The sequence below is a fragment of the Nostoc sp. FACHB-133 genome, assembly GCF_014698055.1.
Classification (GTDB): Bacteria; Cyanobacteriota; Cyanobacteriia; order Cyanobacteriales; family Nostocaceae; genus Nostoc.
In genome coordinates, this window is record NZ_JACJSH010000056.1 from 23,932 (window position 1) to 47,020 (window position 23,089).

9 protein-coding genes and 1 pseudogene are annotated in these 23,089 nt (G+C 41.4%); 2 read left to right on the forward strand and 8 right to left on the reverse strand.

What is annotated here, in order from left to right; all coding sequences use genetic code 11:
• Window positions 1-3: 3 nt before the first annotated feature.
• The 8 genes from pglZ to H6G86_RS30130 form a co-directional block, all read right to left on the reverse strand.
• A complete protein-coding gene (gene pglZ / locus H6G86_RS30095; RefSeq protein WP_190937384.1) occupies window positions 4-1,989 on the reverse strand; it encodes a BREX-3 system phosphatase PglZ in 1,986 nt (661 codons plus the stop codon).
• On the reverse strand, window positions 1,986-4,781 hold the full coding sequence (locus H6G86_RS30100; protein ID WP_190937385.1) for a DEAD/DEAH box helicase: 2,796 nt from the start codon (window positions 4,779-4,781) through the stop codon (window positions 1,986-1,988). The genes pglZ and H6G86_RS30100 overlap by 4 nt, the downstream gene beginning before the upstream one ends.
• On the reverse strand, window positions 4,778-6,706 hold the full coding sequence (locus H6G86_RS30105) for an ATP-binding protein (protein WP_190937386.1): 1,929 nt from the start codon (window positions 6,704-6,706) through the stop codon (window positions 4,778-4,780). The genes H6G86_RS30100 and H6G86_RS30105 overlap by 4 nt, the downstream gene beginning before the upstream one ends.
• A 195-nt stretch (window positions 6,707-6,901) precedes the next feature.
• A complete protein-coding gene (locus H6G86_RS30110) occupies window positions 6,902-9,826 on the reverse strand; it encodes a DNA methyltransferase (protein WP_190937387.1) in 2,925 nt (974 codons plus the stop codon).
• A 121-nt stretch (window positions 9,827-9,947) separates the two neighbouring features.
• Complete coding sequence (locus tag H6G86_RS30115) at window positions 9,948-13,661, reverse strand: DUF6079 family protein (protein ID WP_190937388.1); 3,714 nt, start codon at window positions 13,659-13,661, stop codon at window positions 9,948-9,950.
• A 28-nt stretch (window positions 13,662-13,689) separates the two neighbouring features.
• Complete coding sequence (gene brxF / locus H6G86_RS30120) at window positions 13,690-17,544, reverse strand: BREX-3 system P-loop-containing protein BrxF (RefSeq protein ID WP_190937389.1); 3,855 nt, start codon at window positions 17,542-17,544, stop codon at window positions 13,690-13,692.
• Window positions 17,541-20,165, reverse strand: a complete 2,625-nt coding sequence (locus tag H6G86_RS30125) for a PD-(D/E)XK nuclease family protein (RefSeq protein WP_190937390.1) — start codon at window positions 20,163-20,165, stop codon at window positions 17,541-17,543. Before H6G86_RS30125 ends, brxF begins: the two co-directional genes overlap by 4 nt.
• 532 nt (window positions 20,166-20,697) lie before the next feature.
• Entirely contained in the window at window positions 20,698-20,949 is a 252-nt protein-coding gene (locus tag H6G86_RS30130; RefSeq protein WP_190937391.1) for a hypothetical protein, read from the reverse strand.
• 88 nt (window positions 20,950-21,037) lie between these two features.
• On the opposite strand from H6G86_RS30130, the gene H6G86_RS30135 reads away from it, so the two are divergent.
• Both H6G86_RS30135 and H6G86_RS30140 read left to right on the forward strand, forming a co-directional pair.
• Window positions 21,038-21,574: a hypothetical protein gene (locus H6G86_RS30135; RefSeq protein WP_242065038.1), complete on the forward strand. Its 537-nt coding sequence runs from the start codon at window positions 21,038-21,040 to the stop codon at window positions 21,572-21,574.
• Window positions 21,575-21,782: 208 nt separating this feature from the next.
• Window positions 21,783-23,089: pseudogene (locus H6G86_RS30140) on the forward strand (methylase); the annotation flags it as partial.

Below are 23,089 nucleotides of genomic sequence, written 5' to 3' on the forward strand. Positions count from 1 at the left end.
GGATCAAACTGAAACGCTAATAAATGGTACTACTAACTCTTCAACAGAAATACCACCATGAGCAACAATTTGTTTCCCTTCTTGAATAAAAGCTTGCCGACCCGGTGCTAGAAGCGGTAAATATTTTTCTGGTAATCCCAAAGGTTGCCACTCAATTACATTGGGGAATTCACTTTTAACTTTTGCCCTCAAAATAGAATCTGAGTATATTCTTACTCTTTCTCCACGTAAATCAGCGATCGCACCTTCTCTGGGCTGTCCAATACCAGTTGCCTCAATGTTACCGTGGTCAGATGTCAGAAAAATTTGAAATTTTTGTGCCAGCAACAAGTCTATCAAATTCGCCATCCATGCCAGTTCTGCCCATTGGCGTACTTGGTTGTGCATCCCCGCAGTACCAAGTTGCATCCCGTGCATGATTTTATCGACTTTATCGACCACCAAACCTATTATCCGTAATTTAGAGGATAGTTTTTCTTCTACCAGTGAAAGACTATCTGTTTCGCCCAGCCCCTTAGCATAGGCAACTTCAGTGGGATTGAAGCCTTGATCAGTCCAGAATTGCTTCCAGAGTTGTTCTTCTTTAGCTGTTGTTTCAAGGCTATTGGGAAAAAGAATCGGAGGTTTCCCTGCAAATATTGCTTGCCTAGAGATGGAAGTGATGGTTGGTAGCCATGCAAATACTGTTTCGTCCTTAAACTTTAACTGAGGACGTTGTGCAAGCAGCACGTTTTTCAGCACTAACCACTGGTCTAAAGCTAGACCATCTAATACTATTAGTGCTACTTTATTGGTTTTCGATGCTTCCAAATTTCGTCTTAAAAAACGCGGAATTTGGTGTAACATCACAGGCGAACTTGGTGGCTGACTGTAAAGTGTGCCATAGCGCGAATTTATCCAGCTAAAAAAGGAATTGTCTACCTTTTCTTGCAGGGTAAGAAAGTGTGCATAAAAATCTGATATTTTGTCTTGATGCCACAAAACTATCAATTTTGCCCACGCTTCACTAAATTTCAGCCAATCTGGGTGCTTGGCATCACTGGAAGGAATGGATGAGTCTAGAGATTCTAATAAACCTTGTAAGCGTCTGCGTTGGTCAACGTTTGGGTCAAAACTTAAACCCACTTTTATCCAAGAATTTGACTCCAAGCTTGTGGTTGTTATTTTTAGTTTGTCAGCGTCTATAGGCTGGAGATAACCTTCTAAGAAAAGATGGTTGATGTAAATGCGAATATCTTGATTGTCGAAAGGCAATTTAGTTACAGTGGCGTAAGTACTAGTTGCTTCAGAAACTTGGCTTGACTTTACTAGGTGCTGACGAACAAATTCTGGCCAAGCTTGCTGCAAAAAGGCAAAGAAAGCTTGGCGATCGCAAATGATCGTTTCTAGGGGTAAGGTGGAAAATAATTGGCGATCGCGTAGAGTTTGAATGAAGCGATCGCATAAAATCTTTGGTAATCTTTGTCCCCGATAGTGCCAACGCAAAAGAATTAGCAGTAAATCAGATGTTTGCTGGATTAAGTCGGGATCAATGTTGTAAACATAGCGTAGAATAAAATCCTTAGTAGCATTTTCACCTAATTGTTCTGGCTTATGTTGTGTCTGTGCTTGATATAGGGCATCAAAATTGCTGCGGTCTAGGGAATTAACTACGCTGTAGCTAAGATGGGGAAATAAACTGCCTATACTGAAAGCAAGCTGCCGTCCTGCTTCTACTAAGTCATAGGGCAGCAAGCGTAACTCTTGTGTATCCTTGTTGACAACAACTACTAAATCTAACGCTGCACCTTGTTCTTGCTGGGGACGATATTGGGATTCGTAGATGTAGCGGAAGGCGATCGCATCCTCAAAAGGGACTATTTCAAAACCTCGTGCTTGTATTGTTTGCAGCATCTCTGCTTCCGTTAGCAAGCCGTCTGGATCTGCAACTAACGTCAGATTTGCTACCTGTGGTGTAAATTCTTTTAAAATTTGATTACGCCAATTCACGAATAATTCTCCACGCGCATTAGCAACAAGGGTATTAATTCCGGTGTGATTTCAGATTTTTGCTGCATCGCTTTACGCCAAGTTTGTTCCTCTTGGGCCAGCTGCGTCAATCTGTAATCTCTCACTTGAGGTAGTCCAATACGTTCTATCGCACGTCGTCTTGCTGCAAAAGCGTACATATTTTTTTCACGTTCTTTCTCAAGCTGTTGGTGATGTTTCCGTAGCAGTTCCTCATAAATGCCCTTACCTTGAACTAATGCTGTTTCCCAAACTATGCCAAATGCTTTTGTTGCTTCTTCTCCACAGAGGTGTTTTTGAATCTCCACTTCCTCTGTTAATAATTGTTCCCAAATATAACGGGCTGTAGGTAAGAAAACTCGCCCATCATCATTAAGAAATAAGGGCATCATCCTTTGCTGATTCCAATCTTCGGTATAAATGGCTATTCGCCACAGTGACCAAAATCCTTGGACATCTTCTGGTAAGCCTGGGATGGAAATACAAGGGATGGGTTGCCCTTCGGCGAAAACTTGTTTCGCCATAACCATGCCTCGAATTTGAGAATCTTCTAAGGTTAAGTGTTGGGCATTGGGTGTGACTGTTGCTTGTGTTGCATTAAACACAGTGTTTTTTAACTGTTCACCTGTAGGTAAAGTTAAATTCCAAGTGTCACCTTGTTTTTCAGCTATGCCACCATGCGATCGCAAATAATTGATGGTCATCCGTTCAACCCAGTGGGGAATGGGATGATCTATCAGTTGTTGTGCGGCGGTAGGATCTAGTTCCTCGTTTGTTTGGTAAATTGCTGTACTTTCTTTGGCTACTACAAGCTGTTGTTGTACTCGACTAACAACTTCTTGAACTTTGGTATCTAAGCTTTCTGGGTTGATCAGGGTTTCGATATACAAGTCGTCAAATATCAGTCCGGCTTGTGTTGAATCCAGGACATCGCCAGTTTTGTCTACACCAAATTCGCTAAGAATAACTGCCAGCTTTTCTTCCAGTACCTCACGGACGCGATATTCTACGGTATCTTCAAACACGAAGTTCAAAGCGCGGACGGAAAAAGTTTGTCCAATTCGGTCTACCCTACCAATGCGCTGTTCCAATCGCATAGGGTTCCAGGGAATATCGTAATTAACGACTACGTGGCAGAACTGTAAGTTTAATCCTTCTCCACCAGCATCAGTGGAAATTAAAATGCGAACATCTTTGGCAAAGGCTTCTTGAACTTGTTTGCGTTCCTCCATCCCCATTGAACCGTTGAGACAAACTACAGAAATACCGCGCTGAGTTAAAAATTCCCGCAGCATTTTTTGGGTGGGAACAAATTCAGTAAAAATCAGAACTTTGATGTCAGGGTCGCTTTCTTCCTGTTGCAAGCGATAAATCCAGTCTAGTAACTCTTCCGCCTTGGGGTCTGCACCTGCGGCTTCTGTCAGTTTGGCAGCTTCTAGTAATAATTCCACCTCGGCTTTTTCGTTTTTAAATGCTTTGAGTCGGGTTGTCAGGAGTGAATCAACCTGTTCCTGTCCGTCCATTTCTGACCATTCCTCCGCCGCAAACATAGGGAAGAGGGTTAACTGTTCTTCTGGTTCGCGCAGGACTTCTAACCGCCTTTCTAAAGTGGTGCGAATGGCATGGGTGGAAGATGTTACTAACCGTTGCATTAAAATCATTAAAAAGCCAACATAACTTTTTTTCTGTTTTAGTGCTTGGTTGTAACCTTCACGCACGTAGTCGGTAACTGCTTCGTAAAGTTGGCGGTGCTGGCGATGTTTTACTGACCACGAAACTGGTATAAGCTGAGTTTGTCTTGGTTTAAATAAAGGTTCTCCTTGGGCGTTTATGGCACGGCGTTTTTCGGTACGAATAACGTAAGGTTGTACCCGTTCTCGCGTGACGCTGGAAATATCGGGGAAGGCAACAGGATCTAACAGAGAAATGAGACGATAAAAAGCATCGGTTTTGCCTTGATGCGGTGTGGCAGAAAGCATTAGAAAGTAAGGTGCAGCTTCTGATAGTCCTTGACCGAGTTTATAACGGGCAACTTGGTCGCTACTACCGCCTAAACGATGGGCTTCGTCTACTATGACTAAATCCCAAGCTGCGGCGATTAAATCTTCAAAGCGATCGCGGTTATATTCTGCTAGTTGTTCTTTTGTCCAGCCCCGGCGTTTATCCATTGGTTTTACTGAGTCCATTGGACAAACTACTTGGTTAAAAAGATTCCACGGATTTTGGTTTTCTGGGTTGCTATACAGACGCTGCAAAGTTTTGATGTCTTCGGGAAGGATTAGCTGAAATTCTTCATTAAAATGCAGCCGCATTTCGCTTACCCACTGGCTGACTAAACCTTTGGGGGCAACTATCAAGATACGTCGCACCATTCCCCGCAGTTTCAGTTCCCGCATAATTAGCCCAGCTTCTATGGTTTTACCCAGTCCAACTTCATCAGCTAGAAGGTAGCGAACGCTATTAGTGGAAACTGCTTTTGATAATGCTTTGATTTGATGCGGTAAGGGAATAACAGCAGATTCAATTGGTGCTAGGAGTACATCTTGAGTTAGCGCATCTGCAATGCGGGCAGATGTGGCAATGTAGGCAATGCCTGCTGGAGTGGTGATTCCTGCAACGGATAGGGGTTTTAGTGTATCTGCGCGAACGCGAACTACTGTTTCTTGGTTGGGTAGCCAGATGCGATGGAAGGTATTACCCCAAAGGGTTTGGGTTTCAATAATTTTGCATAATTGGCGATGTTCTTCACTCCACAACCAAGCACCATCCATCATGGTGCCTCTCTCGCTAAATCTTGTAAATGAGGTTTGAGATGGTACACCTCAGCTTCAAAGTCAATCAGCATATCTTTTTGGAGAGATTGACACATTACTATTACATCTTCGCTGTTAGTACCTGTCCCTGAACAAATAGCGGCAAGAGTCATTCCCGCAGGAGCATTACCCAAAAGTCCCAGAATTTTTGCAGCTTCGGGGGTAACAGTAGCTCCCAAACGCTGTTTCCAAAAAGTATCGGCGATAATTTTTAACGGACGAGAATCAAGTTCGATACGGAAGCGGTTGTGTTGTTCATCTGTTAGCACAATTGGAGGACGGCGTTTAGCATTGCGCCAAACACGGGAGACTTCCCGCAAACCAGAACCACCAAGTTCGGCAAAACCTATTAATTTCAAAGCACGAGCAATTAGTGGGTTACGGGCGGTGCTGGTTCCACCATTCATCAGGTCTTCCTGTGATACTAGTGATGCACCTGCATTGACCATAATTGTACGGTGTGGTTCAAGTTCGATTTGTGCCACAGTGCGTTGGTCTGTATAATCCTGGTGAATAATTAAGTTAATTAAAGCTTCGCGGACAGCGATATAATCAGCAGAACCTGTTGATTGTTGGAGATTTTCTGTAGATAACCCTTCAATCGGGTTGTGTTGAGTAATAAAATCAATTGCTTTCCGTAGTCCTTGGAGTACGTTGTCTGTTAATTCCTCCCGTTGATCCCAACGTCCTTCAGTTATTAATCTTGCGCGTAAGTCGAGAATTTCTCGTCCGATTTTGCGGTGAATTTCTTTACTATTGCCAAATAGCAGGGTTAATTGGTGCAAATCATCGGGTGTTAATTCTCCCCGTCCATCAAGCAGTATTTGGCGAATCACCTCTATTGAGTTGTTCCAGTTAATATTTATTCCTTGAGCATTTAAGCTATCTAAATCAACCTTTGTCTTTAAAATACTGCTGTACCATTGCAAAGTTTGCTTGTCTAAGTCAGTCCATTCTACGTTTAGAGAAATATTTGCTTTACCAGTGATAATAAGTTCTCGCCGTTCTTTCCAAGCCTCTAAAAAACTCCTGCCGTCATGCAGCATAATAGTCTCAATTGGCACAGATTCACCTTCTAGTACTCGCAGCAAATCATCTGGCATTGGTGGTTCTGTGGGTTGACTGAAGGCTACTAAGGATTTATAGTTAAGTTTTTCTGTAGCGATTTTATCTATAAGGTATATACCTTGGGCTGCGCGATCGCGTTCTAAACCCCACACCAACATCGGGTAAAGTAAAAGTGCGCCTTCTGCTGTGCCGATATACAACCTTTTTTCGTCTGAAAACAAGTCTGAAACTGCAACCTCCTCTGGCATAGGTTCGCCTTGTTCTCCCATCAACAACAAGCGAATGATATGGGTAGTTTTTTGCTTGCGCTTATGAGCATCAACTAAAAATAAAGGCAACTCACAGAGAGGGAGAATTCCTTGTAATACCTCTTCCAGAGTTGCTAATGGGTTTTCTGTATTTAAAGTTGTGTTGGCACTGGTTTCATTTAAGCCTCTTAAGTCGTGACCTATTTTATTTCTCTGTTCCAGCAAGATTTCTAATTTGCCTTTGGCTAGACTTCTTTTGCTTTGGAGGCATTGAGAAAATAAACCTTGTAGTGGATGGGGAGTTTTCAGACTAGGAACAGCTTGGAGAACACTGAGAAAGTGACCAAAAGCTAAATTTCCACGAAATTCTGCTAAAGCTTGAGGTGGTAAGACTGCTTTATCTTCTCGTGCAGCGAAGGATGCTATGGCTAACGCACAAAGATAACGGGTGGTAACTTCTGCACAACGCAGAATTTGGTCTAATTTTCCTGCTGGAGAAAGGGTACGATAAATATTGGCATAAGCGTAAGCGATAGGCTGGGGGTAAGTTTGCAGTACTTGGGTGAGCATAGATAATAAGGTTTTACCCGGAAAATACTGCTACATATTATACGTATATACCTCGTAATTAGGGTGGGTTAGACACAAATAATGTAGTATTTTTTACTATTTATTTGCATCTATCTATGAAAGGGCAGGTAATACCCACCGAATAAGAGATATAACTTCTCTGCAATAACTTACAACGCAGAATCCAAAATTATCTTATTCCTCTAATCTGTTAAGAGCGTTATCATAAAACCTAAGTAATTTTTGGTCTTCTTGCAGCATATTCTCAGGTATTTTATTCGCAACATCAACAATTATTTGAGGATGTTTATCTTTCCATGCTTTCGCAAATCCAGCCAGGACAGCTTCAAGACGAAATTTTGTGAGTTTTTTCTGCTTACTTTGGCGATATTCTTCAAACTCTCTCAGTAAAGATTTTTCTCGTAATTTTTCTAAATCTATCGCTTGGTATGGATCGGGTACATACCATTTATCTTTAGCATCTCTGATAATAGTAGGATCATCTGTTTCCAGCCCAATAGCATCAGGTGGTAAATTTCCTTCAATTTTATAAATTTTATCCCGGTGAATTGAAGACTGTTTTAGCCAAGAAACTATTTGTTTAGGAATCGGACCTTTACCTTCATAACACAAGAAGTTTTGATCTAAAATTTCATCCAGTTCTAAAGAATTTTCTAATTTTGGCCATGCAACTTTTGACCGCATAAATGGATTGAAAATATCTTGACGAGATTGCGGTTTTTTAGTAAGTTCTTGCCTTAACCACTGGATAGCAGTTTCTTCATTGACGATGACCAATTCTAACTGGAGAATTTCTTTTACCGTCAAGCGTTTTTTATCGTATTCTGCTACTTGTTCAGGGAGAAAATACATTTCGTCCCGGTTAGTAAAACGTTGTGCGAGTCCGGCGTAGAATTCAGAAGCAGATAGGGGAACTGTAGCACCACGTTGGATATGGAATGCTACCATGCGGTCAAATAATAAATAATTTTGGCGTTCTGCGATTGTTTCTGCTTTTCCATCTTTAGGAACGAATCTGGGAAGTTTTTGTAAATGGTTGCGAATAAATTCCCAACAAGCTTCTTCGGTTCCTGCTTCTAGCTTAAACTTTTCTTCAAAGGTGGTTATGGGTTTATAAGCAGAAAGAATCAGGTCTTGTTTTGTAGCATTACTGCTAGTAACTTGTTTAAAAGAACTTTGTTTTTTATCCAAAGTTCGTACATCTGCAATGACAAAACCTGCATATTGCATTGCTTCTTGAATTGCATTCCATATACTGTTATGAGAGTTGTGAAATTCTACTGTCATCCAACGACCAGGCTTAAGAACTCTATAATATTCATGAAAGCACCTACCCATTAAATCTTGATATTCTGCAATACCTTTGCCTTGAGTTTTATTTTCTATTGCTTCTGGTTTATTATTAGTCAGGACTTTTAGCCATACTTCCCATATAAAATTAAGTTCAGAATACATTAAGTTACCACCAAAGGGTGGATCTGTAAAAATATAATCTACTGTATTATCTGGAGCATTAAAATTACTAGTAGATTCAGTTCCTATTATCTGCAATCTCTCAATATTTTTTTTATTAAAAATAGATTGAAAAGTTTTAAAGCGATTATTAATTCCAAACAAAACGCTTTTTTCAATAGATAAGCTTGGTATATATAAAGTGCCTGATACTCCAGCCGATACTACACCTCTACCTCCATGAAAATAAGCACCAATTCTTAATCTGGCACACTTTATCAAGTCAGGAATAGCTCCTGTTAAGATAAATAACTTGCGTTGGTTTAGTTTAGCTCTATGTAATTTTTCTATAAATAACGTTAAAATATGCAAGTTTCTTGTAGTGTAAAAGTGATGGGCATGAGTAACACCATGAGAATTTCTGGGCTGTTCTGTATTGTATCCTTTTGGAAGAATATCAGTTGGAACCCAGTAAGGAATGTCAGTATTTTCATGTTTTTGAATTAATGCTAAATCAAATTTATCAGGAATCTTTTCAAAACGTTTATTCCCTAAGTTATAAATAATCAAAACAGGTACTTGCTTTGCCTGTTTAACATTTTGATTAATAACCGAATCAAACCGAGTAATCCAAGTTCGCTCCATGTTACGTTTTTTTAATTGAGCATTGCACTGAGGACATGGAAAATCATCAAGCACCTTACCAGCCGCTTTATCTATAGCTACTTCCCAAAATACTACCTCATCAGCACATTCAGGGCAGGTAAAAACATCAGACCAAACGGTGTAATTAATTTTTCCAAAAGATAATCTGCTATTTTGAATATCAACTTGTAGATTATTAGATTCTTTAAGTAGTGAAACTCCTCTTCCAATCTGTTCTGGGTTGGGATTGTGCAGCGTTAAATACATCCAGCCGCATTCTTTTTCCACTTCAGCTAATATCAGCTTTGCTTCTTTTTCAAACTCTACTACATCAACAGGCGTATTATAGTTGTAAGCAATAAATGTAGCTGCTGGCGAAAGGTCATTTAAAATTGCCCGTCTAGCACCTAATTTAGAAAAAGTTTTACCTTCTTCATCTAAAATAGTGCCATCAGTCTGCACCTTATAACCCAAAGATTCCACTGTTGCTTTATCACCACACAACTGTGCTGCAACACCCGTCATTCCAGTCCCACAAAACCCATCAAAAATAATATTACCCGGTTCTGTGTAGTGCAGAATATAACGCATAATCGCCTTATGCGGCACTTTCGTATGATAGGAATGAGCATTATAAATCGGGTCGTTTTTCCCTTCACTTACATCTGCGGCGAAAGGTTCCCGATGATATTCATCAGTGTCAGAAGAAGAGTTATTATCTTTTTCTAGATTCCAATAATTAATAAAATCTTCAATAAAAGGATTAGGACAGGCAGTATAGTAAGGTGGATCAGAAAGCGCTAAAATATCTTCATCTTCACCAATAGGAAATCCCTCTATCTGGCGAAATTCTGGATCTTGTAATTTCTCACGCAACTTTTCTATAAAATAAGCTCGGCGTGCCTCATCACTTTCAAAAGTCATACCAAGGCACTCAACTGCACCTTTTTCTTCAGAATTTGTATTAAGTTGAATATCTAGTGGTAATTGCTGTCCTTCCATTTGATGACTCTGCTTTGGTTTATATTGTCTTCTCTCAAGCACTCCCAATTCCTAGAGAAAATTCTCTCAGAATAAACTCCCCCTACCAGGAAGCTAGAAGGGAGTTAAGCCTGGGGTTATTTTATTCAACAACAATCCTGACCTTACTTAAATCCTTACCTCTTGCAAGGTCGCCAAGATAATCATCAAAACGCTTCTTCATTTCTTGTACAGTACAAGGTGAACCACCTGCAAGTAAAACTTTTTGTAAGTCTTGCGTCTTCACTACCACTTTCGCCAAACCGGAAAGGACTTCCTTAACTGCATGAATAAACTCGTTTGTCAATGGATTAGGTAGAATCCGTGATGCCAAAAACCCATCTACTAACTGTCTTTGCTCAGTTTTGAGTAAATTCAAATTTTCTTGCGTTGTCGGGTCTTCTAAATTTGCCAGTAGCGTCTGCGTCCAGTTAGCCAAAATTTGGTCTAGCTCTGTTTCAATATCCCCTAACTCACTGCTAGCAAGTATGTCTATTGCCTCAGTTGCTGGTTTAAACTGACAGTGGGGACAAATCGCTGTGGCTTGCAATTCCTGTTCAGTCAATACTGCACAAGTTTTCAAACTTGCCAGATTATTTTGCCAATCTCGGAACTGACTAGCCGGCATTAAATCTATTGTCGTCAATTTCTGTAAACTGTGCGATCGCACATCTTGAAGCAATTGTACTTTGAGCCTGTCTTCATTTACACCCAATCGCGCACTGGTATGCAATGCCATGTAATTTTGGATGTAATTCTGCTTCAGTTCTGTGAGTTTTTGTAAGGTTTGCTGGCGAAAACTAACCGCAGAACGCTTCTGGGGATTTAAGATATCTGTCAGAATTTCTCCCTGCATCTGTCGCATTTTAGCTAACCAAGGATGTTCACTCGGTAACACTGCCTCGGCTATTGTCAGGTAAGATGCAATTGCTCCCAGATTAGTGAGTAAATCTTGCAGTGCGGTAATTTCTGCCAGGGTTTGCAAACCACTACGGTGTGTAGTGATTTCTTGCTCTTGATAGCGGAAGTTTTTCAGCTTACCTGGAGTAGTAAAAGATTGCTGTGACTCCAGAAAAGTTTTAGTTCGGTCTAAATTAGAGCGATATTCATTCTGTAATACATCAGTTAAAAGATTCCGTCCCCAGAAAATTAACCCAGTTTGTAATTTCTGCCGTGCTAATACAATTTGATTAACTGTTTCAGTAACAGCTTTCTGCAATTCTTGAACTGCTTCATCTTTACCCTGAGTTATCAACTGAGCCATTCCTGGTGTCAATCCTAATAGCTCAAATAATGCTCTCAGTGCAGGTAAATTCCAATCTTTCGGTTGTTCAAGGTGCTTAAAGTCAATTAATTCCTCAACAGAAGTAGTTACCAAAATATCCAAATTATTAGCATCAAACTTGTTACCTGGAACTGCTAATACTATATCCCCGTTGTAAACTAATGCCGCCAACAAAACCACTACCCACTCAGGTTCTAGGCGATATTGACCAGGAGCCATATACTCCACACCCAACACATCCTGAATAATTTCTACACGGTTGAGAACTTGGCCAGCACCCTTTTGCTGTAGAAGAGACAAAATATAGTTAGCGTATTTAGAGCGATGAACATCAAGTTTATCGCCATCAAGTAATTCTAAAGCATCCAGAACTGCGATCGCTTGCTTTGTTTTACTAGTACCCTTGAAATAACGCAGTGCTTCCTGTGCTGCCAAAGGTCTGTTTTCCTTAGTCATCAACTGACTAAAAGTGGGATACTCTGGTGCTTGGTCGGCAAAATGGCTAGCTAAACAGCCAGAACTAATTGTGTTAAGAATATCACGTACATTGGCACCCGCACCACTCGCTACCCTAGTACCTTTTATCCACTCCAAGAAAGGTTTAGTTTTTCCTTGGTGAGTAACTTCAAAGGCTGTTTTCATATATTCTTGCAGCCAATTGACCACTTTTCGGAGATAATCGCTTGCTTTGTTCTCGTAACTTCTCTTTGCCTGTCCTGATGAAGTCAAAGCTAATTCCAATGCAGCAGCATATTTTTCTAAATTTTGCCGGAAGGTGTTATCTGGCTTAGTAAGTTTGAAGAACACCTCATCAGGAAGCTTTTTATCTGTGTAGTCTGGCGGTTCATCAGGCTGAATAAAATATAGATAAAAATCTCGTGGTGGAGTAGTTGTAGGGCGTTCATTAGGTGTACCAAAGAATAAATAGCCTTGCCTCATTACTTTTTTGTTGAGCCACTCCAGTTTGTGTTCCCAAATACGAGAACCTGTTTTGTAAGTTTGTTCAGGATGTTCTGGCACTATTTGTTTGAGAGCCTCATAGTAGTATTTATCCAGCTGTGAACTATCCAGGCTCTCTGCTCGCTTATCAATTAAAGCATCGTAATCATCTGTTTTCTTTAAATCAATATAGTATTGACGGTTATCAGTGTTCGAGGAAATAAACTGGCCACTAACCGTTTTATGAATTTCTCGCAGCACCGTTTCAATCTGCGAGAGTAAATCATCGGCAGGCTCACCTCCTAACTCTGCTATTACTGGATCATAGAGACATAAACTATCTCGTAGTTCATCCGGTGTTGCACCTAAAGGCGAGTAAATATCCCCCACTGTCAAACGATGTACTGATAGCGCTGCGATGATTCGCAATGCCATTGGCTTATAAATAGGACGAGTCAAAGCTTGCTGAATGCGTCCTTCTAGTATCTGAGAACAATCAATCACTGCGCGAATATCTGGAACTGCGCGGAAGGAAGGGTTTTCTTTAAGGGTGTCCCAGTAGGTATCATAGGCAATTAAACCTGGTGCATCTTGCGGCACATTCTGGCTAATCAATTTCCGCATTGCTAGAGACAAAGTTTTGAGTACTTCGCGCCTCTCAGCAACGGTAATCCGCTCAAATGTATCAATATAATCTGGATGTATAGGAAAAAAACTAACAAATTCATCCATTCGCTCGTTCATGCTGCCGTAAAACTTAGCGAAGGGAGTTAAATGTTCTCGAACTTTTGTCAGTTGATCTGCGGTTTTCTTTAACAGACGTTCTGAAACTACATATTTAATATCTCTACGAGCAATTAATATTTGCTCAAAACGGTCTTTAACTCGGCGAATTGCATCAGCTACAAATGCAAAACGAGGATTATCAAATAAAGTTTCTTGCAAACCTGCAATAATGCGAAACCTCAAGTCTTTGCAAACTTCGCCCAATTCTCGCAAAAAAGCGAGGTCGAGAATTAACGCTTGGTCTTTGCGACTGCGTAAATAGTCCAGCAGTTCATCCACCACAAACAGCAAACCTTGCTCAGGAAACTGTGTGTGAAAAAGTGCCATCATATCTTCAAGTACACCCTTGTGATTAGGGATTGTATCCCTTGCGGGAAACTGAAATCCAATCCCCCAAGTTAAGAGTGCTTCTTCTAGCTGGGAACAGACAACTTCTCGCAAATCCATTGTTGTCGAACCCAGTTCTATGCGAATCACCTTGAACTTACCAGCAATGGGACGCGTACTTTCAGCAACTTGAGGATTTTGCAGATAGTTGGACAGTTCTTGATGTTCTGCGATCGCACTTATCACTGACATTAAATGCGACTTACCAGTACCGTAATTTCCTACAACCAGAATACCTTTATTATCAGCAGGCTGCTCAAATTGCAAATTTGGGAAAACCACAGATGCTAAACGATCTGCCATTTCTTGAGAAATTACATAAGTGGAAACCAGTCGCTTTGCCTCAGCTAATTCACTAGCATCCTGTAATTGAATTACAGTCTCAATAGGCTCAAATTGAATTAACTCACCGTATTTCATAGCACCATTTTTACTCTAGTTATTAGCTTTAGCTGGCTTCCATCTGTTCCAGGTTAACAATTAAAAAATCCTTTACAGGATAACGACGGTACTCAGGATGTCCTAATTCAGCATAAATTAAGTTATTGTTCTCAATATTACCGTGCCATCTAGCCACAATAGTACGATTGCGGGCTAATTTCTGGAGACACTGTAATGGGTCAAGGTTGAGAGAAGTATCAAACAGAATCTCCAAGTGTTCTAAAAAAATTACCCTATTATCAGGATTCCCAATTATTTTTCTTAATAACTCTTCTGCTTTTAAAGAACGCTGCCGTTGTGTCAACTCTAGTAACTTTCGACTCAATTTTAGGTTGACATTTATGTATATATTATTACCGAATTCGGCAATTTTTTCAAAGTTGATTTCTTGAGTGCGATCGCTTTGCCTGCCGCAGGCATCACATGGAACTATAATCAGCCGATAGTACAGTTCTGCGGCTTGGGGAAAATAGCTGCTAATTTTTGTGGATATTAATTCATATTCAGCAATATTTGGTTGTTCAGGCTGGGTGTTCACCTCAGACGATAACTTTGCGGATGAAGAAGAATTTTCATTTGTTTCCCTGTCTTCCTGATCCTGAGTTTCTGTGTCTGCCATTTGAAAGGCAGTTGACTCTGCTGCGTCATCTGTTGCTTGATAACGTTCGTCGCAAATTTCCTGATATGCACAAAAGCCGCAATTAGCGTGGGAAGAATTAGCCAGGAAATTTCCATCCAAAATCTGTTGAACTAAAATTTCTGCCTCTTGACCAGTGTTTTGCAATTCTTCAATGCTAAATGAATGCAAATAATCATGCCGCAGGTAAGCTATGTGAGCATTAGTGCTTCCTGTTGCTTGTGCATAAGCCCAAAGCTGAAAGCGGTGATGTTGTGGGTCTATTTCTTGGTCAGTTTTGAAATCTAGAACCCAGTCTTCTCCCAACAAATCAACAATACCGTTAAAGGTCAAGCGTCCAACATTCAAATTTACAGGCAACTCCCACTGCCCTTTTTGAAACAAGGCAAAATCTGCCACCTCATCAAATCGCTGTGCTAGCTGCAAAGCCTCATCAACATATTCTTTTGGCAAACTAATGTCAAATCCTGCTAGTGTTTCTAAGTCGCGGATATCCCGTTCCAAAGCCAAGTGTGCCAAAGTTCCGACTCGCCTTGCCCTTCCAACACCTGAGCCAATCCCTGGATGACCTTGTATAAACCGATAAGCAAACCGTTTAGGACATAGGGCATACTCACTTAAAGCAGTGACAGGTAATTCACATAAACCTGCTCCGACAGAATTGATTAGTAAACTATGAGGTTCTGGTGGTAAAGGTGGTTCTGGTGGCACTGGAGGTTGTGCTAATTCTAAATCAAAAGGAATAGTATTTATAGAAATTCCCGCAGCAGCTAAACCAAGTTCTAGCTTATTTAAACTACCTCTAGATTCATGGGTTGCAGTCAGAATTAGTTGATCTCGCGCACGGGTTAAAGCTACATACAGTAACCGCAAAGCCTCTGCTTCTTCCCTCTGTTTTTGCAAATGCTCCAAACAAACGTATAGCACAGGCTTTTGAGTTTCACCTTGCTCGTCCTCTAGCTTCAAAGCAACACCGTATGTAGGGTCAAAGTAAACTGTTTCGTTGAAATAAGGTTGGGAACGAGCTAAATCAGGAATAACTACTACTGACCACTCCAAGCCTTTAGCAGCATGGATACTCATTAAAGCCACTGCATCATTAGCTGATAAAGGTAAACGGGGTATTTTTATTTCTGCTGCTGCTAACCGCTTAAGACGACGGACTGCGGCAAACACATCACTACTGCCATGTTCTAACTGCTGTACTAATTCTACAAAACCTCGCCAGTCAGCTTCTCGCCGTGCTGCACCCGGTAAGTTAGTAATAACAGCAGTGTAACCAGTTAGATGATTTGCTAGTTGCAGAAGGCGAGTTGGGGGTTCTAAATTGCGATCGCGCAAGAGTTGACCCAATACAAGTATTGGTCGCTGCAATTCAGGAATATCAGATAATTTTAGTTTTTGCCACCAGTTAGTTTTCGATTCTTCGTCTTTTTCTGTGGTCTTATTTTGCTCTTGGCTTTGAATGAAAGTAAACAGAACTCTATCACTAACTGCAAAAAACGGACTACGCAGCACTGCCACTAAAGCTAAATCGTCACTGGGATCAGCCAAAAAACGCAACAATGCCCAACCATCTTTAGCTTCTCTTGTGGCCAGTAAATTACCACCGCCAGCCAAAGCGACAGGAATTCCCACACTTTCCAAAGCTTCGCCGTAAACTTCCAACGGTTCCCATGTGCGAGACAATATTGCAATATCTCTAGGCAGCATTGGACGCAGCATCTGAGTTTTTTTATCGTAAACCGGAGTTTGATCATCTAGCATTTGTTTGAGTAGTTCCGCTATATGACAAGCTTCTACTCTTAAACGCTGAGGTTTATTGATGTCTGACTCGGCTTGTACTGTATAAACTTGTACTGGTGGGTAAGAATTAGGGCAGTCTGCGCGATGAGCATCTAAATTTTGGTGTATATTACCTAGCAATGGAGCAAATATATTGTTAATATCATCCACCAGTAGTTTGTGAGTGCGAAAGCTAGTGGTTAAAATCTCTTCATTTCCACCACAACTGGTAATGCGATCGCGCCAACTCTGAAATACTTCAACATCAGCACGGCGAAACCCATAAATTGATTGTTTAGCATCCCCAACTATAGTCAGTAAAGTATTTTGCGTGAGTAATTGTAATATCTCCGACTGAACAGGGTTAGTATCTTGAAATTCATCGACTAAGAAAGCTTGCCACCGTTGAGCATAATAAAACTGTACTTGCTCATCCTGTAAAGCTCGCAGTGCGCCAACTTCCAAATCTGCAAAGTCCAAAACACGAGAACGGTGTTTCTCTTGATTAATATGTTTTTGTACTAAACTAAACGCTTCTTGCAGTGCTGGTAGCATAGTCTTTAACTGCTCATCAGTCACACCAAATTCTAGAGTTACTAAACCATCTTTAAAAGCTTTTTGGACTAATTCTCGCAGTTCATTGATAGTTTTCTTAACAATTTCTAAAGCTCCCTCTGCCCAATTCTTTTTACTACCAAAATTAATTTTGAGTCCAGCTATCACCAATAGCGATTCTATAATATTTTCTCCCGACTCTACAGCATTCATTGCTTGCAAAGCTGGTTGACGGGTTTCTACTTCCAAGCGATCGCTTGCTTGTCCCACATAAGTTTGTAGAGTCATGCGAACTTGTTGCCAAGTAAGATGCTGCAATAACTCATTCAAAGCTTTTGTTTGTAACTCCTGTGCCAATTGCTGCCATTTTCCAGTACCCTGTACTAGAGCTTTCTCAGCAGCAATTGGGTCTTTCAGCAATGCCTGCAAACTTTGGGACATCAAAGAATAAGGAATTTTTTCGTAAAGCTCTACAGGTAAAGAATCCAATGCTTCATCTAACCACTGGCTAACCCAAAGAATTCCCTCCAGTTTATCTAAAACTGTAAAATCAGGTGGCACATCCGCAGCTTGGGGATGTTCCCGACAGATTCGCATTGCTAAAGCGTGGATAGTACTAATTTGAGCCGCCTCAAGTTCTGCCAATAAGTCAGAACGTTCTGGTAATTCCTGGCTGACCAAAAGACGAATGCGCGATCGCAACTCCGCAGCTGCTTTTTCTGTATATGTAACGGCAACAATCTCTAAAGGTGAAAACTCACGCACCCGCAGATGATACAAGTAGCGTTCCGCAAGCATATAGGTTTTACCAGTTCCCGCACCTGCTATGACTGCAACATTACCATTGGCATAGGCTGCTCTTTGTTGTTGTTCAGTCAAACTCATAGGTTAATTCCTTTGCGGCTTTGGCGAGAACCCTTACGACAAACTAAGTCGTAAGGACAATATTGACAGGCATTTTGATCGACATCCGGTTCAACTGCGTAATATCCTGTGTGCAAGAAAGTTTTGATTTTTTGAGCGATCGCTTCTAGTGTTTCTTGGCTTGGTTGTTTCTTAGGAAGCTTTTTGCCCTTAGTCACAGAATAATAATAAGCTTCATGTACTGTTTCCCCAGGAAATAAGCTTGTACTAGCGAAATGAATATATAGAGGTAGTTGAATATCTACATTGGCTTTACCAGATTCATCTTTGATACCCTTTGGCACTTGAGAACTAGTTTTGTAATCTAATAAAACTAAGCCTTGGGGAGTGCGGTCTATTCTATCAATTACACCTTTAATATTTAAGCCATGCCATTCTCCACTAAACTCTTTCTCTACATGGAAAAACTCTGCCTCTGATTGACGAAAATCAGGTTGTACACAGGCACGCTCTAAAACTTTTAAATGTTCTATTCTTCGAGCTTCCCAGGCTGACAAGACAGGTAACTGTAAGTCTTGTTCTGCTTGCACAAAAGCAGATTGTAAATTCTCTGTAATTCTGCTTAAATCTGAAGTATTTAATAAAGCTAGTTCCAAGCTACGGTGATAGAGAGAACCTCTTAATCCTGCACTTAATTCTTCTTCAGCTTCTTCCAACTCTGCCAATTTTAAAACTTTATTAGCAAACCATTTAAAGGCACATTGACCCAAAGCAGTTAGTTGAGATGCACTAAATACTCGTCTATCCGGGTCTAATGGCAGACCAATTACTCCATCGTACTCATCATAAGGGTCTGCTCCTTCTCTTCGTTTTTCCACATTCCAAGCATGAACTGCCTGTGGTAAAACATCATCGTCTGGTAAAGTCTCACGTCGAAGATAAATTTGTCGTGCCTCTTCTAAGCTGGCAACAGGTAAAGGTGGAGGTTGCAAAATTTCCAATCTCAATCGGGACAAGTAAGGGCTGGGTAAAGTGGCTTCTTTACCAATCATCTGCGGGTAAGAAAAAGTCAAGCTTTGAGTAGGAGTTTGTAGTAAAGCATAGAATGAAATTACTTCTCTTCGCGCCGCTTGTGCCGCATCCTCAAACTCAAACCCTTGTTGGCGCAGTAATTTACGTTCATAAAAATCCAATATTGGGTCATCTTGTACTGGCGCTGGTAAAATGCCTTCTACTGCACCCAAGACAAAAACGTGCTGAAATTTTGCTCCAAATAAGGAAAAGGGTGTATGTAATTCCACACCTCCTCTACCAGGTTGGGCAGGCACAGTCACCAGTGCTAAACTGCCCATAACATCCGCAGCAAATTCTCCGAAAGTGATCGCTTCCTCTTCTGGTTTCGACAAGTCCACCAGCACTTCCTGAAATTCATAATAAGCAACAATCTCCCTAGCCCAACGTCCTGCACCTTGACGCAAGTTAAACTTCTTCAATACATCTTGCATCCGTTCTACCCAATTAGCGCGAGTATCTTCGTACTGCCAATCGAGCAGGGAAAGGTTAATGCCTAAACTTTGCCATGCCAAAAGGTCAGATGGATGATGTTTACGAGCTTCTTGCCAAACTTGGGCAGACAAAAAAGAACACAAGGGATGCCTAAGCAATCTGGCAGTTAACTCAAAGGAAAATTTTTCTTGGATAACTTCCAATAGTAACTGCACCCAAGCTCCCAGCCTAGTGGCGTTCAACGGTACTCCATAAAGAGCGCGTACTGGTAATTTGTACTCGTATGCTACATCTAACACTGACGGGCCATAAAGTGTATCATCTCTAGCTATAAGTACAATTTCATTTGCTGGCGTTCCTTGGCTGAGAAGATTTTTTACCTGGGCTAACGTGCCGCGTACCTCTGATTCCAAGTGTGGATAAATGTAGGCTTTGACATCAGGAGGAACTATTGTTGTATTAAGGAAACAATTTTGCAATTGCTCACCTAATGAAAGAGTAGTTTCTTCCAAAGCTTGTACTTCCCAGCCCTTCTGCTGTAACCATTCCACAGCTTTTTTAGGATCTACAAAGTTGCTAGACTCTGGACAAGGCAATACCATCACACTGTCATCATCTGCGATCGCATTTAAAAAGTTAAGTTGGTCAATGCGCGGATGAAAGTAGCCATAAATTAAAACTGGTTGACGTTTGGTAATAAAATCACTAGCCTTCCACAGAACTTCAGCAGGATCTATCATGCCCTCTTCTCTCAGCAAACTTACGTATTTTTGAGTTAAAAGAGCTAGTTGTTTAGTACGGTTACTATTAGCAGCAGCCAGTGATTTTAGATTAATTCCGGCACGCAATATAGCTTTGACAGCAGAGGACACAGCGCGTGTAGTTCCTTCAATATCAGATGTTTGAATAACTGTACTTACTGATGTACGCAACAAGCGTAATGCTATTAGTATTGGTGCAACTCGAGTACCTGCTTCTATCAGACTTGGCCTTGCCAGAGTTTCTAAGCTGTGGTGTGGTACTTTTAATGCTCGTGCTGCAAGTGAAGTTGGGGTAATTACCTTAAGAGAGGGATACTTAGCTAACTGCTGGATGAAGTAGTTATGAGGTAGGCTGAAGTCAACAAGTCGCTTCATTTAATTGTGGTTGCCAATTTTTGAGGTTTAGTTTTGGCTTCCCTACTGTGAAAGTCCATTTCCCTTGAGTTATAACCTCAGTACTGATAACTGTCTATACTTTGAAAGAACACATTGGTTGGAATCATGAGTTTTACGCCTTAAAAGGTGGATTTCTAATCTATCAATAGTATTTTCGATTTCCCAGCGACGATGATATTCTGTTGCTAACAATAAAGCGGGAAACAGGTCGATATCCGCCAAATTGGTAATCAAGAAGTTTTAAAGGTATCACCTTGATCTGCTAAAGCGCGATCATTAATTACACACAAGCAGTTAGCCTTAATCCAAATGATGCTGTCTACAACAATCGGGGAGATACCCACTTTACATTAGGTGGCAAACAAAGGGCTATAGCCGATTTACAAAAAGTAGCCAACCTTTATCAAGGTAGGGAAATACAAATTTTTATCCAAAAGCAATGGAGTTAACCAAAAAGTTAACTATGTAGTTTTGGCTGTCCAGATTATGCTTAGACGCTAGGTAAATAAATTTACCCAGCAATACCTTTGCCACTCAAGTAGTTCATCGCTCTGGGTTTCCTCTTGCCTATAGGGACTACTTTCGATTGCTTGGGAGGTTGAGGCGGACGACATTTCTCGCAATATAGAGGTCTAACTCCAAAGGTTTCTCGTTGTGTGGGTTGTTCACACTGCTTACATACGAAGTTAAAAACGCGAGTATGAATTTCCCGCTTGTGCGCTCTGACAGTGTACTCTCGGACTTGGATTTCTTTGCTTGCCATTGCTTATTGCAATTAGTAACTTTTTGGATCTTAGCCTTTGCTAAGAAGATTTCAATGCTCTGGGTAAACATAATCACCCGTTTTGTGAATGGGAATATGGCTACGCCAAAGCCAGAGTGAGAGTTGCAACGACCAAACCCAACTGCAACGCCTCACTACATTGAAAAATCACAAACATTTGGAGTTAATCATGGATATCCAAGCTACTCTCACGCTGACGATCCAAGCAGTCGTTATCAGCTTTGTTGCGCTGATCGTTTTCGATTTCATGGATAGTTTGTGGGTTGTACCCTTACCGCCATTCGGATGGCAACCACCAGTTATTGAACAGCCCACAGTTTCCGCAACAGCATCACAACCTACTCCAAGGGCGATCGCATTTGAGAATATTTCCGACCCTTGGACTTTAGAACTACAATCCCCTGACCATCCTGTTCCCACGCCAGCAGCTATAATCCCTTTGCCCAGACTCCGACTACTCCCACCTGCCAAAGTACAACCGACCAAACCCAAGCGGACTAAAGCAAAATCCTCCACGTCTAAGAAATTCGCCTCAACTAGTACTAAGCACCAGTCCACCAAGCAACGCAAGATAACTGGAAAGTACCAAAAAAATTATAGTTAACCCGTCCTTAGCTCAAACAATTGTAGATTGCCGAGAAGATAAGAGAATTGACGATAGCGACGCGGAAAGCGACTGTGCGTAGCGTCTTTTAGATTTATTCCACCCACTTGACTGCTGGGCTTGTACCAAAAACATTCAATCTCCAATCTCCAATCTTCTCGGTCAAACGGCTACGCCAAAGCGAAAGTGATGTATTCATATAATAGATATGGTCAGCCTTATAGCCACGCAAGGAACTCTGTTTGACCTAGAAACAGTTCTGGATTATGGGCAATCAATCCTCAACGTTGCTCAAGAACTCACCAAATCACTGATTGAGCAACGGACTATCTCCATCAGGACAATCCAAGCCCAGATGAATCGCTATTTTCTAGGCACTGCTGCGTCCGGTGCGTGGCAGTGGAAAGACGCTTACGAAGCAGTGGAAGTAGCGCAAATCTTATATCTGCGTAATCTGGGAATTAGGATTTTATCACAACAACCTCAAGTGGTTGTGCAACAATTAGAAGAATTAACAGCCCTCTGCCCAACCCAAACACGGCGTAGTGAAGAGTCAGTACAGCTTCAGCAATTCTCCACCCCTCTGCCGCTTGCTTATCTAGTAGCCAAAGCAGGATTTATAAAGGCTGATGATTTGATTTTGGAGCCAAGTGCCGGAACTGGTCTATTGGCACAAATGGCTAAATTGCACAGTGCAAGTCTGATGCTCAACGAGCTTGCACCCGATAGAACGAAGATTCTGCGGCGATTATTCCCTGGTACACCATTATTCTCAGTAAACGCGGAACAAATTAACGACTATCTGGTTGGCAAGACTCAGCCCTCAGTTGTGCTGATGAATCCACCTTTCTCTGCATCTCCCAAAATCAACAGTCGCAACCCCGACGCAACTCCTCGCCACATCAACTCGGCATTGCAAAGACTGGCTGACGGTGGACGGCTGGTAACAATTACTGCTAACTGGTTTTCTCCGGCTAACCCAAGCTGGCGAGAGACTTTTGTTAGGTGGCACTCGGAAGCACGAGTTTTAATGTCGGTCGGGGTTAACGGCAAGGTTTACTCAAAACATGGGACAACTATCGACACTCGGATTACAGTGATCGACAAAGTTCCGGCTGACTCCAGCGAAATCCCTTGTATTTCAGAAACCTTGGACTTACCCGAACTGCTGGCGTTGATTGAGCAATTACCTGAGCGTTCTCCGTGGGAACGCTCAGAAAAAATCAAAGCTGCTGCGAAGGCAATTGTTGTTCAATTGCCAAAACGTACTACAGTTGCACAACCAGAAACAGTTTCCTCTCTTCCAGACGACATAGTAGTGTTGGAATACGAAGTCGTCGAGTGGTCTGCAAATGATGGACTCAAAGATACTTTATATGAAACCTATCGCCCACAACGAATCCGAATTAAAGATGCTTTACCTCATCCCTCGCTACTCTGTGAGAGTGCAGCCCTAGCGCTTGTCTCGCCACCACCACCCACTTACAAACCGCATCTCCCGCGAAACATTGTCTC

Excerpts from the sequence above, each read along its gene's own strand:
- H6G86_RS30100 (WP_190937385.1), bottom strand. The coding sequence starts at position 4,781 with ATGATGGATGGTGCTTGGTTGTGGAGTGAAGAACATCGCCAATTATGC.
- H6G86_RS30105 (WP_190937386.1), bottom strand. The coding sequence starts at position 6,706 with ATGCTCACCCAAGTACTGCAAACTTACCCCCAGCCTATCGCTTACGCT.
- H6G86_RS30110 (WP_190937387.1), bottom strand. The coding sequence starts at position 9,826 with ATGGAAGGACAGCAATTACCACTAGATATTCAACTTAATACAAATTCT.
- H6G86_RS30115 (WP_190937388.1), bottom strand. The coding sequence starts at position 13,661 with ATGAAATACGGTGAGTTAATTCAATTTGAGCCTATTGAGACTGTAATT.
- brxF (WP_190937389.1), bottom strand. The coding sequence starts at position 17,544 with ATGAGTTTGACTGAACAACAACAAAGAGCAGCCTATGCCAATGGTAAT.
- H6G86_RS30125 (WP_190937390.1), bottom strand. The coding sequence starts at position 20,165 with ATGAAGCGACTTGTTGACTTCAGCCTACCTCATAACTACTTCATCCAG.
- H6G86_RS30130 (WP_190937391.1), bottom strand. The coding sequence starts at position 20,949 with ATGGCAAGCAAAGAAATCCAAGTCCGAGAGTACACTGTCAGAGCGCAC.
- H6G86_RS30135 (WP_242065038.1), top strand. The coding sequence starts at position 21,038 with ATGGGAATATGGCTACGCCAAAGCCAGAGTGAGAGTTGCAACGACCAA.